Source organism: Alteromonas sp. ABE4_545 (assembly GCF_056161325.1).
The window spans coordinates 79,291-91,610 of sequence record NZ_JBSWYY010000002.1; the positions used below are offsets into that span (position 1 = coordinate 79,291).

Consider the following 12,320-nt stretch of genomic DNA (forward strand, 5'->3'; position numbering starts at 1 on the left):
CTATTAGAACGTGTATGACACGGTGAATTTGAAATTACGACCTGGTTGGTAAGTCGTAACATCTTCAATTGTACCGTCGTCATTTTCTAATTCTGTGATACTGCGTTTGGCGTATAACTCGTCAAACAAGTTCGCTACGCGCAATTGCAATAACAGATTGTCGGTCACTTGGTATGAACCGAATAGATCATAGATGGTGTACCCTTCACGACGACGCTCAACGTTGCGCTGTACATACTCTCGATCATCACGGTTAGTCATATCAATACCTACGCGTGATTTACCGTCGAATAAATACATCCCTACTGAAGCATTGATACTCGCAGGTGCAATATCAGCCAATTTCGCACCTTCTCCATCCACACCATCGAGGTTTTGCGCTGTTACGGCAGCAAAGTAGCTGTCACTGGCGTAGTTCAATGAAAGCTCAAAACCGTCAATTTCAGCGTGATCAATATTGATGAATTGATTCACTAATACCGTATCAACACGGCCGTCACCATCAACGTCTGCTTGGTATGAATCGACTTCCGCAGACGCGATCATGTCTTCCACATCGTTTTTGATATATCCCACTTGGAAGGTCAACTGGTCATTGCTGGTCAATAAACCATTGCGATTATAGCGTATACCGGCTTCCCAACTGTCTGAACTCTCGCCTTTTAGTGACTCGTTAGGGCGCACTTCAGAACAGCTACGACGCCCACATGTAGGCTCAGGGTCACCACGGCCAAACGCTTCGTGCACAGAAGGGCTTCGGAAGCCAGTTCCCACAACACCATAAACTGACAAACCACGAGCTGCGGTACTTTCAAACGGCAACCAGCTTACGCTAACTTTAGGTGAAAACGCCGACTCTTCGATACTGTCGTCGCCGTTTTCATTTTCGAAATTATCGTATCGGGCACTGGCAACAACTTCTAAGGTTTCACCAATATAAATAGTGTCACTCAAATAAATACCATATTGACTGCGCTCGCGTTCAATCGGCAAGCCACTGCTACCGGTATACGCAGTTAGTACGTCATCATTGGTATAGTCCACACCAAAACGCAATTGGTGAATCACCTCATCGCTCTGGATCAAATCACTGATGTTTTCAAATTCAAAATAGGTGGTGTCTACACCCCAAGTAGTCGCATCATCTGCACCAACTGTTTTACGCCAGCGGTCGGTAGACGTGGCCGAAAGTCGTGTGCGAAGGTTTATATATTGATTGTCTTCAGGGTTGAATGAATACATTAAACTCGACGTATTCTCACGCACTTCGGTATCGCGAGGGTCGCTGTAGGCACCGCTGCCAGACGTTGTGCGTGCGGTATAATCTTTTTCATTGCGCTGATATGAAACTTCCAGGCGCTGCTCGTTTGTTGGCGTAAACACCCCTTTCACCAAGCCATTGCGATCTTTCGTATTGGTTGCTCCTTGGAGTGTTTCTCTACCTTCACCGTCTTCGTATGGGTCGGTATCTCGTGTCACTAAGGTGGTAGAAAAGGCAAATTTATCAGAGAACTGTTTAGCCGCATCAATACTGATGTATTCACTTTCACCATTGGTCTCTACACCACCGCGTAAATTAACACCCCAGTCACGGCCTTGCTTAATGATGTCTTCGGGGTCTTTGGTTTCAAACAACACGACACCACCTAACGAACCATTACCGTAAACGTTCGAAACAACACCCGGTACAACGGTAATGCTCTTGTACATGTCTGGCTCCAGCCATGTACTGCCCGCTCCGCCATGACGTACTTGGCTGAAGTTTTTCGGTGCGCCTTCAACACGAACACTAATTTGGTCTTGAGAAAAGCCGCGAATATAGATCAATGAACTTTGTGGGCCGCCCTCTTCGTCAATTTGAATACTCGTGGTTTTGCGCAGTGCATCGGCAAGGGTTGTCGATTGCTGAGCCTGAATATAGTCACTGGTGATCAACTGTGCGCCTTCTGAAGCACCAACGCGTTGGCCCTCAACAGCTTTCACTTTGTCGGCTTCAGACAAGGTTGCCTGAACTTCGAGTGTTGGTAGCTGTTCTTCTTGCGCGAATGCAGCAGAAGCCACGAGCGACATGCTAATTGCAAGGGAGATCGAATTTAATTTCATGATAAAAACCTAGTTAAGTGAGTATTTAATTGGAATTGTCATGGTTGAGGGAAAATTAGCGGCCAAATCGGTTGCCGGCGTTGGCAACGAAAGTTCAGCGAACAAGCGATGAGTACTGCGATTTAAATGCTTGCTCCGCGCTTTTTCCAACAACTCAAATCGACTAACCTTTCCTTGGCGAGTCACCACAAAACGCACCACTACAACGCCTTCTGCGCGGCGTATACGGGCTTGTTTCGGATAAACTTTTTGGGCATTAATGGCTGAAAATACGGATGCCTTGTAGGCTTCCCACTGTGAATCATCTACTTCGTTACCAGCCAGTGTTGGGCGCTCTGCGTTATCGCCTTGCTGTCCAGCACTCGCTATGGCCTGTTGCGGTTCAGTCGCGGTCGGCGTGGAAGGTTGCTCTGCCTCATTTTGGTCGACGTGGTTAACCGCGAGGGTGTCGATATCAAGATCAGACGATATTGGAGCCGGATCTGATACATTTTCAGGCTCGACAGAAGGAGAGCGCTTCGCCACTTTCTGTTGTGTGTTTTGCGGCTGAGCCTCTTTGGTTGTTGGCTCTGGTTCTGGTTCTGGTTCTGGTTCTGGTTCTGGTTCTGGTTCTGGTGATTGATTATTTGGGGTTAATTTAGCAACGTCTTCAATTTCTTTCTGCTTTCCCACTGCATCATCAAGCATAGTAGTGTGATAGCTTTGCTCTTCAATTTGCGGCGCATCCTCTGCTTGAGTTACGTTAGTCGCGGCAGGTTGTAACGTTGGTTTAGGCGCAGGCAATTGCATATGCGCTACAGACACATTCGGCGCTTTTAGGCCACCAGTTCGCGTTTGTTCGCTGCCCGAGATTTGATGATCAAAGTGCACTATAGCCAACAACAACACACAGTGCACGGCTACCGATCCCATAACCATGATTACTCTCATTGGGGCACCCTCTCGGTAACAATTGCAATCTGTGTTATAGAAACCTTCGCTAACTCACTTAGCACCGCATTCAACTGTGCTCCCGACAAGCTCGCGTCGGCACAAACCACCAAGGCGGTTTGCGATTTGGCTTGTGGTAACTCGGCAAAGTTATCAATAGGCTGCCCTTGATATGACGCTCTACCTTGACGGTTAACGTACAACCATATTTGCGGGTCGACCAATGACGGCTCAACCTCTCGCGTTTGCTCAGGAGGTACGATGGATATATCTGTAGGCTGCTGCATTTTCCCTGTCATCAAAAAGAAGATCAGCAGCAAAAAAACCACATTAATCAGTGGCAAAACGGGTTCGATATCAGGGCGGGCACGTGATTGACTCAGTAGAGACGGCTTCATTTTTCGTGCTCCGGTAACGGCTCACTAAAGCGCACCGCTAGTGATACAGAAGCAAATTGTTCGGCAAACTGATCATGCCAATGCATCAGCATCTGTAACGATGTAGCGTCATCATAGGCAATCAATACTTGTATGTTATCTAGAGACTTAAGCGTGGTTATTACGTCATGACATGTCAGTACCTGTGTTTGATACAAACATTGCGAGTCTGGTAGTACCGTTACGGTCTCGGTATTCGGTTGTTGGCGGCCTTGGCGGTCAGACTTTTTCAACACTACCGAGTTTTGTTGAAACTGCTGAAACTGCATCACTAACATGAAAAAAATTAACAGAATAAACACCACATCAATCAGTGGTGTTAGTCCAATACTTGGTTTCTTTCGCGCAGTTGAAGTCAGCATGTTGAAAACCCAACCTACTTGGCGTTCACGATATATTCGTTAAGTACGGCGCTGGTTCGCTCGATGCGACGGTCGAGCATATGCCACACTACTAAAGCTGGGATGGCGACAATCAAACCAGCCGCAGTTGTCAGCAGTGCCTGCCAAATACCACCAGCGAGAAGCGCAGGATCGATTTGCCCTTCTACTTCAGATAAAGCAGCAAAAGCCTCAATCATTCCCAATACTGTGCCAAGCAAACCAATTAACGGCGCAGCGGCCGCAATAATCTCGAGCGGACGCATTGATTGGCGAAAGTCTGTAAGACGTGTATAGGCTTGGGCTGTGAGCTTTTCAGCCAACCCAGCGTCATCGGTGTTAGCTTGTTTAATGGCTTCAAGTGCTTTTAACAGCGAGTGTTGGCGAGCGTGTTGCGACGTAATATGTGTTACCACTACTTCGCGGCTTTGTACCCACAAATAGCCCATTGTCGCCAATGAATAAATAGAAATTGCGATCAGCGCCCAAAGTACCCAACCACCTTCAAGAATAATATCCATGCCGCCTCCATAACAATAAGGCAACAAATGATAACTATTGCTATTTGCATTACAAGTTCAAAAGCTTAATCTTTAGTCTAGATAATGGCGTTTTAAGGCACTAAATTACGCTATTAAAGGGGAACTAGTCGCCAATTGCGGGGAAATTGATAGAGCAATTGGCGATAAAAAGACAGCCTTATTTACAAGGCGAAGAGGCTTATCTTGCTTGTGAATAACCGAGTTGTCGCCAAGATTCATAAACAAACACAGATACCGCGTTCGACAAATTCATACTTCGGCTATCGGGTAGCATTGGAATACGAACTCGTTGTTCTTCTGGCAATGATTGAATTACATCATCGGGTAGGCCACGTGTTTCCGGGCCAAATAACAAAGCATCGCCAAGTGCGTAGCTCACGTCACTATGGAACATTCGCCCCTTCGTTGTGCAGGCAAAAATTCGCTTGGGTTGGCGTTCGTCAATATAAGCTTGTAAGTCTTTGTGGCGCTTGACCTCAGCAAACTCATGGTAATCTAAACCCGCTCGGCGCACGCGCTTGTCATCCCACTCAAACCCCAAAGGCTCAATAAGGTGTAAAGAGAATCCAGTATTTGCACAAAGGCGAATAATGTTACCCGTATTGGGTGGAATTTCGGGTTGATATAAAACGATATCTAGCATGCTGAGTTACCACAAATTAAGCGACGGGCGTTAGTGTACCGATGAAAACACAAAATCCAAAATGTGTTGCATCACTTCGTGTCGAATTGGATCTTTTTCGATCAACAACTCGTGTTTAGCGCCCGACACTTTCACAAGGCGCGCATTGGGCATGCTATTAATCACACGCTGTTGCCGACGATTGTCTACAACCAAATCCATTTTCGCGCTGAAGGCGAGTACCGGTAAGGTGAGTTTGCTGGTGTTATTCTCTATGGTGTTCATGGCAATCAAGGCTGCCCGCAACCAAGCGGTAGTCACGCCCCCAAGCTGCAATTCTGGCTGTGTTTCGTAAAGGTCACGAAACAATTGATAACGCACTTTGCTGTGGGTTAACGTGTTCACGGGGAACGGGTAAGCATGGTAGCCACGTTGCCCTGGAAAATACCCTTGAGGCTCGCGCTTTAGCTTATTAACGCTCATCCCTGCGCCGATCAATATCGTCGACAGCCAGTTGGGAAATGCCGGTTTAATACCAAACATCGGTGAGCAAAATATGGCTCGTTCAAACCAAGTCGGATGATTGAGTAAGGTAAGCGCGCCAATGGCTGATCCCATTGAATGACAAAGCAAGGTGCAGGGTTGTGTGGCTTTTGGAGTAACAATTTGCTCAAAGAACTGGGCAAAGTCAGCCACATAGTCACCAAAGTCTTGTACATAACCTTGATGAGGGTCTTGAGTCATACGCCCCGACAACCCTTGGCCGCGATGATCAAGAATAAACACAGCCAAGTTATTTTGATACAGATCGAAAATAACTTCTTTGTACTTTAACAACGATTCGATCCGCCCTGAACTTATCACAACCGTTGCTGAAGGATTGTCAGGAAGGCAATACGCATAGTGAATAGGCACTGCGTGCTGCCCGATAAAACGGTCTTGCACCACGCACTCGTTCCAAAAAGGCGTTATGGCTTGATGATAGGCGTCAGGGAGTGACGCCTCAGGCGTTATTTTCCATTTCATTAGTCACGATTACCGGCATACACAGCGTAACGGATAAACCACCATTCGCTCTTGGCGAAGCATTAATGCTGCCATGATGCAGATCAACCGCGGCTTTTGCAATTGCTAAACCCAATCCTGCGCCACCAGATTCACGTTCTCGTGAAGTGGTCGGGCGATAAAACGGGGTGAATACGTTAGCACACTCTGATTGCGGTAGCCCTGGGCCATCATCGTTAATCACTACGGTCCACAAGTCGTCGCGATGCGTCACCTCAACCTCAACCTTTTTCTCCGCGTAGCGAATGGCATTGCGAATCACATTTTCGACAGCGCTGCGTATCAAGTCTTGATTAACTTGCACATCGATGTCGGGAAGGTTGTGACAAACTACGGTTTTATTCAAGTTCGACGCTTCAAAATTGGCATCAGTAATAATCGACTTTAACCAACCAGAAAGAGGCATAGTAACAAAATTAACTTGCCCAGACTCAGTGCGCGTGAGCTTTAATAGTTGGTCGATTAATTGCTCCATCCGCTCAGCCTCACGCTCTATACGCGTTAAGGTTGAGGCGTCGATATCCTGCTGTTCAGCTAAGCCCAACGCCATTTGTAAACGAGCTAATGGCGAGCGCAATTCGTGAGAAATGTCAGCAAGAAGCCGTTGTTGGCCTCGCCACATGCTCTCAAGCTTTTCCGCCATTACATTGAAGTCTTGCGCCAATTGACCAGTTTCATCTTTACCAAAATGGCGTAAGTCTACCCGCGCATCCCAATCGCCTTTGGCAAGTTGTCGAGAGCGTTGCTGCAACTCTTGAATAGGTTTAACCACAGAAGAGGCAAACAAATAACACCACACCACCGATAACAATATCGCTATTGGCGCGATCCAGACCAGATCATCAGCAGGGCCTCCGGGGCCGCGCCCGTCAAATTTGCCTAGAAACAGCGCATATTCGCGCCCACCGACCGAAAATGTTCTCGGCCCAATAAAGGTTATTCGGCCTCGTTTTATCGTGATGGGATATTGCTGAAAGGCAACTTGTACAAGCACTTCCTGCTCTTCAGGCGGCATAGGTGGTCCGGCATTGACCACCCGACGATTAGACAAATCAACGGCTGAAAGCGCGTGTCTTTCTTCCATGCTGACATCACGCAAAAGGGTTTGAATAGGCATGACTATCCGAGGACGCCCTTCCAAATTCTCGATGGCATGGTTCAGCATTTTAAGTTCTGCGCCACTAGGCGTGCCTAATTCCACATGTGAAATCAGTAGTTGCCCCACCCACATCGCGACCAAAGCCGTCGAGACTGTCGTGACCCAGAACCAGAGAAATAAACGTGAAGCTAGTTTTTTCGACGGGTTTAAGATGTCTATGGCTGACATGATTCCTGACGCAACAAATAACCGCTACCGCGAATGGTTTTAATTTTCTCGTCATGGCTAAACTCAGCCAATTTCTTACGAATATTGCTCACGTGCATGTCAATACTGCGGTCAAAGGCCATCAGTTTACGCCCCATCACTTTCTGACTGATGTCATCTTTGGTCACCAGTTCTCCCGCATTGATCATCAGCATGCGTAAAATTGAAAATTCAGTTCCCGTTAGACCGACCAAATTATCATTGCAATGTACCGTTTGGCGACTGATGCTCAAATGGATATCGTTGAAATGAAGATCCTGCTGCTGACGTGTGTTCGAAGTGAGTTCTAAACGGCGAAAAATCGCCTTAATACGAGCCAGCAATTCTCGGTGGTTAAACGGTTTAGGCAAATAGTCATCGGCACCCAGCTCTAAGCCTAAAATGCGGTCGTAGTCATCGCCTTTTGCGGTCAGCATAAGTACCGGCGTTAAGTGACTTTGACGCAGCTTTTTCAATACTTCAAAACCATCCAGAACCGGCATCATTACATCTAGCAATATCAAATCTGGATTCTCGCCAGTGGTCGCTTTAGACAAGCCTTCACCACCGTCATTGGCAACTGTTACTGCATAACCCGCGGTCTCAAGATAGCTTTTTAGCATATCGGTTAGTTCGCGGTCGTCATCGATGATCAAAATCGATTGATAAGCATTGGATTGACTTCTTTCCAACGTAATTTCCTCACAATAAACACATACTTTGTATAGCAGGAATCTGTATACGCTGCTTATTTATTCACCATCAACGTAACAAAAATTACCCAATTAATATGCTACTCAGATTAAATAATAGTAGCAAAATTCAACAGCTAGCTTTACGTAAGCTTTACAAGGTTGGTGACTTTCTTTGCTTTACGGCCCCTAGACTTGAAAACGTCGAAACAAAGGAGACATAGAGATGAAAAAGCGTATTTTAGTTCCCATCATTGCCGGTTTATTAATGAGTCTTCCTGCGTCCGCTATGCCAGAGCGCCACAACGATGATCGTGGCCCCCTCAATCACGAGATGAGACCAGCGGAAGCGCCAGAAATTTCATTTTTGTTTAAAGATTTGTCACTTTCTCCCGAGCAACGCCAAGCGATCCACGAGATTTTGGTTGCCAATGCACCGATGAAAGACGGTAAACACCAGCGTGGCCCCGGCCCTGAAAACAAAGGCAAACGAGGCCCTCGAAACGATGAATTTGCTCGCCATGAACACCGTTCAGGGCCGGACGAACGCGATATGGATCGCCCTGACCGCCCACCAATGGAGAGAGACGAAGCCCAATTTGACCGTCGTCAAGACCAACAAGGACCACAGGGAATGCCCGGACCTCGTATGCCTCACTCCATGATTGCCATGATTGAGTCTGGTAAATTTAACGAAGACGCGATCAAAGTTGAGGCGGCAGCCAAAGTTGCCAGCCACCAACTTGAACACCTAAAACAAGCACAGGTGCGTCAACAAGTATGGCAAGTTTTGAATGCTGAACAACAAAAACAGCTCACTGCCAAAATGGACAATAAGCCTAGCAAAAAAGCCAAAAGCGACAAACGCGCGTCTGAACAAAACGCTCAACCAACGCCATTTGACCGTCTTGAGTTAACCGACGCTCAAAAGCAGAAATTGGCAAAGCTAGATGCCAGCTTGCTTGACAAACAAACCGCATTCAGAAAAGACATGCAAGCCTTTCACGAATCGGAAAAAGCCCTCGTTCAAAGCAAAACCTTCGACTACGAAGCTTGGGCTGAATTATGGGAGTCGCACAGTGAACAAGTGGTAGAAAACTCTGTGGCCCTTGCCAAAGTGCATTTCGACCAGTTCCAGCTACTTACTGATGAACAAAAACAGAGCTTGATGACACCGCCTGAACGCGGCCCTAAAGATCACCCACGTCATGGTCGACACATTCCGGGCTAACACGTTCAGCTAGTTTGTTTGACGAAACCCACCGTTTCGTTAACTTCATGCCCGCTAATTCCTGCAGCGGGCTTTTTTCTTTGTTGTGATTAACGAGAAAAGACCGGGATGCTGCGTTGATAATCAGGCGACCTGAACTTCGGAGAGCTAATCACTAAATCGGCAGTAGCAGTATTACAAGCTACGGGAACATTCCACACCGAACACAAACGCAGTAGCGCTTTTACGTCTGGATCATGAGGAGCAGGATTGAGTGGGTCCCAAAAGAAAAACAAGCTATCGAGCTTCTCTTCTGCAATTAACGCCCCTATTTGCTGATCGCCACCTAGCGGACCACTTTTAAATCGAGTGACAGTGAGCCCTGTTCTCTCTGCAATCAAACGTCCTGTTGTTCCGGTAGCTACAATGTTGCATTGACTCAAAATGTCTCGATGAGCATCTACCCACGCGAGTAATTCTTCTTTCTTGTGATCATGTGCAACTAAAGCAACAGTAAAGGTATTCATCTTCCTTCCTTCTATTAGCACCTAGACATACAACATGGGCACTATGTCATTAACACACACTCAAAACTGCGTGGGAAAACTTTAGCGTAACCCAGTGTCGTCACTGAATGCCGACAATACTATGCCGATTCGTTGGTAAATGCGAGTCGTCATTTTTGCATAAATTGGCTAATTTAAGACCAAAGTCTTGTTTTGCTGAGATGGTAATTCATGTATCAAACCACTTCTGCCACACTTTTGAAATAATAACGTGATAGCAATGTGTTAAGAAATTTAGGGGAAAATAAACAATAAATATTTATACATTATTATTGCATAAATATTCGATATCCGTATTATAGGCATCGGACTCACCGCTTGGACCGGGTTTTCTCTTTTTTGCCATTAAGGGGAAACCCGTGAAAAGTCACACAAATACGAGATAAATCAAATGAAATCAACAACCCTAAGGCACAGCCTTCCGGTTGCAAAAGTGAAACAGTTTAGCTCTCCCCTGGCTGGCTACACATTGCAGTGCGATCACCGACGATCGGTGTTCACTGAATTGCATTTGCGGTAGCACACTTTTTACCTTTGTATTGTGGTATCGACTGGCATTTAGCACTTTCGGTGTACAAAGGTAAAAAGTGATTTTTTTCTCAGATTTATTTTAGACACTCACATTATGTATAACGTTGCAATTATTGGTGCCAGTGGTTACACCGGCGCGCAGCTAGTTAAATTAGTTAATCAACATCCAGAGATGATGTTGCAGTCGGTTTACGTTTCTGAAAACAGTGCCGATGCTGGCAAGCCGATTAGTCAGTTACACGGCGCGCTCGCCCATCTTTCACATTTGGTTTTAACACCAATCAGCAATACTGAACTCACTGTGTTGGCCGATACCATGGACATCGTATTTCTTGCGACGCCCCATGAAGCCAGCCACGACTGGATGGATACGCTGTCTGCAGGCAAAGCGAAAGTTTTTGATTTGTCTGGTGCATTCAGATTGAAAGACACCGATGTATTCAGCCAGTTTTATGGTTTTGAACACACCGCAAAAAGCAGCTTAGACAAAGCCGTTTACGGTCTTGCTGAAATCAATACCGACGCTATTAAACAAGCTTCTGTTGTTGCCGTACCCGGCTGTTATCCAACGGCATCATTGTTAGGTTTAATTCCACTGCAACAAGCAGGTTTGTTGGATGATGCCGTGCGCCCCATTATAAACGCAGTATCTGGCGTGAGTGGCGCAGGCAGAAAAGCCAGTTTAACCACCAGCTTTTACGAAGTAAGCCTACAAGCATACGGCGTGTTAGGTCATAGACACACACCAGAAATCGAAGCGTACTTGGGTACGCCAGTAATTTTTACGCCGCACCTTGGCAACTTCAAGCAAGGGATCTTAGCCACTATCACAGTCAAGCTCAAAGCGGGAACCACACAGGCCCAAGTTGATAAGGCTTATCAAGGCGCCTACGAGCACGCGACTATTGTTAGGTTACGTGAAAGCTTCCCGAAAGTAGACGATGTCGCCCATACGCCATACTGCGATATTCATTGGAAAGTAGATGAAACCTCCGGCTATGCGGTTATTGGCTCAGCCATTGATAACACGTTAAAAGGGGCGGCTTCGCAAGCGATGCAGTGCGCGAACTTGGCTTGTGGCTTACCAACGCAAACTGGCCTAACCGCAGGAGCAGGACTATGAGCCCTGTTATTATCAAAGTAGGCGGTGCTTTGCTAGAAAACCAAGCAATCGCATCGCAACTTCTTAACGAAATTAAGCAATTACAAACCCAACGTCCTGTGGTACTTGTACACGGTGGCGGCCCTCTGGTCGAAACCTTAATGGCCGCAATGGGTCTAACCAGTACAAAAATTGATGGCTTACGGGTAACGCCTGACGAACACATGCCCTACGTATGCGGAGCGCTTGCTGGCAGTGCGAATAAGAGTTTATGTGCCATTGCCATTGGCGCTGGTGTGACACCGGTTGGCTTGTCGTTGCTCGACGGTAACTTGGTCACATGCAAACCATTGGATGAAAAGTTTGGCGCTGTTGGGGTACCGGTCGCAAATGACCCAGCCCTACTGCTTAGTTTATTAGACAGCAAGATGTTACCTGTCATCAGTTCCATCGGTAGCAGTGATACCGGGCGTTTACTCAATATTAATGCTGATCAGGCAGCGACAGTCATTGCGCAATTACTTGGTGGTGATTTGTTATTGCTTTCCAATGTGCCGGGTGTACTTGATGCAGAAAAAGCACTGTTACCCGCATTAACCCAAACAGACATTCAACAATTAGCAAGTGACGGTGTAGTTACCGATGGCATGTTGGTAAAAGTGGAAGCCGCACTCGATGCAGCGAACGCACTGAATAAACCTGTCACTATTGCGAGTTGGTCTGCGCCTTTACAAGCGGTGCTCAACAACGAAAGCGGCACCCAAATTCACCCTGTGACATCTGGAGAATAACACC

The 12,320-nt window shown here is 46.7% G+C and carries 13 protein-coding genes; 3 read left to right on the forward strand and 10 right to left on the reverse strand.

What is annotated here, in order from left to right; all coding sequences use genetic code 11:
• Positions 1–3: 3 nt before the first annotated feature.
• The 9 genes from ACXAH6_RS02795 to ACXAH6_RS02835 all read right to left on the reverse strand — a co-directional run bounded on the left by ACXAH6_RS02795 (position 4) and on the right by ACXAH6_RS02835 (position 8,116).
• Complete coding sequence (locus ACXAH6_RS02795) at positions 4–2,103, reverse strand: TonB-dependent receptor domain-containing protein (RefSeq protein WP_474875109.1); 2,100 nt, start codon at positions 2,101–2,103, stop codon at positions 4–6.
• 9 nt (positions 2,104–2,112) lie between these two features.
• A complete protein-coding gene (locus tag ACXAH6_RS02800; protein WP_474875110.1) occupies positions 2,113–3,033 on the reverse strand; it encodes a TonB family protein in 921 nt (306 codons plus the stop codon).
• The gene (locus ACXAH6_RS02805) at positions 3,030–3,431 is read right to left on the reverse strand and encodes an ExbD/TolR family protein (RefSeq protein WP_474875111.1); all 402 of its coding nucleotides are present in this window, start codon (positions 3,429–3,431) and stop codon (positions 3,030–3,032) included. Before ACXAH6_RS02805 ends, ACXAH6_RS02800 begins: the two co-directional genes overlap by 4 nt.
• A complete protein-coding gene (locus ACXAH6_RS02810; protein WP_474875112.1) occupies positions 3,428–3,832 on the reverse strand; it encodes an ExbD/TolR family protein in 405 nt (134 codons plus the stop codon). The genes ACXAH6_RS02805 and ACXAH6_RS02810 overlap by 4 nt, the downstream gene beginning before the upstream one ends.
• Positions 3,833–3,846: 14 nt before the next feature.
• Positions 3,847–4,371, reverse strand: a complete 525-nt coding sequence (locus tag ACXAH6_RS02815) for a MotA/TolQ/ExbB proton channel family protein (RefSeq protein ID WP_474875113.1) — start codon at positions 4,369–4,371, stop codon at positions 3,847–3,849.
• Positions 4,372–4,570: 199 nt separating this feature from the next.
• On the reverse strand, positions 4,571–5,035 hold the full coding sequence (gene trmL / locus ACXAH6_RS02820; RefSeq protein WP_474875114.1) for a tRNA (uridine(34)/cytosine(34)/5-carboxymethylaminomethyluridine(34)-2'-O)-methyltransferase TrmL: 465 nt from the start codon (positions 5,033–5,035) through the stop codon (positions 4,571–4,573).
• A gap of 30 nt (positions 5,036–5,065) precedes the next feature.
• Positions 5,066–6,040, reverse strand: a complete 975-nt coding sequence (locus tag ACXAH6_RS02825) for an alpha/beta fold hydrolase (protein ID WP_474875115.1) — start codon at positions 6,038–6,040, stop codon at positions 5,066–5,068.
• On the reverse strand, positions 6,018–7,406 hold the full coding sequence (locus ACXAH6_RS02830; protein WP_474875116.1) for an ATP-binding protein: 1,389 nt from the start codon (positions 7,404–7,406) through the stop codon (positions 6,018–6,020). The genes ACXAH6_RS02825 and ACXAH6_RS02830 overlap by 23 nt, the downstream gene beginning before the upstream one ends.
• The gene (locus ACXAH6_RS02835; protein WP_474875117.1) at positions 7,394–8,116 is read right to left on the reverse strand and encodes a response regulator; all 723 of its coding nucleotides are present in this window, start codon (positions 8,114–8,116) and stop codon (positions 7,394–7,396) included. Before ACXAH6_RS02835 ends, ACXAH6_RS02830 begins: the two co-directional genes overlap by 13 nt.
• Before the next feature lie 226 nt (positions 8,117–8,342).
• Between ACXAH6_RS02835 and ACXAH6_RS02840 the strand changes: the two genes are divergently transcribed.
• Entirely contained in the window at positions 8,343–9,347 is a 1,005-nt protein-coding gene (locus ACXAH6_RS02840) for a Spy/CpxP family protein refolding chaperone (RefSeq protein ID WP_474875118.1), read from the forward strand.
• Positions 9,348–9,436: 89 nt separating this feature from the next.
• Here ACXAH6_RS02840 and ACXAH6_RS02845 read toward each other — a convergent pair whose 3' ends face one another.
• A complete protein-coding gene (locus tag ACXAH6_RS02845) occupies positions 9,437–9,853 on the reverse strand; it encodes a methylglyoxal synthase (RefSeq protein WP_474875119.1) in 417 nt (138 codons plus the stop codon).
• 664 nt (positions 9,854–10,517) lie between these two features.
• Here ACXAH6_RS02845 and argC point away from each other — a divergent pair.
• Positions 10,518–11,546, forward strand: a complete 1,029-nt coding sequence (gene argC, locus ACXAH6_RS02850) for an N-acetyl-gamma-glutamyl-phosphate reductase (RefSeq protein ID WP_474875120.1) — start codon at positions 10,518–10,520, stop codon at positions 11,544–11,546.
• A complete protein-coding gene (gene argB, locus ACXAH6_RS02855) occupies positions 11,543–12,316 on the forward strand; it encodes an acetylglutamate kinase (RefSeq protein ID WP_474875121.1) in 774 nt (257 codons plus the stop codon). The genes argC and argB overlap by 4 nt, the downstream gene beginning before the upstream one ends.
• The last annotated feature ends 4 nt before the right edge of the window (positions 12,317–12,320 follow it).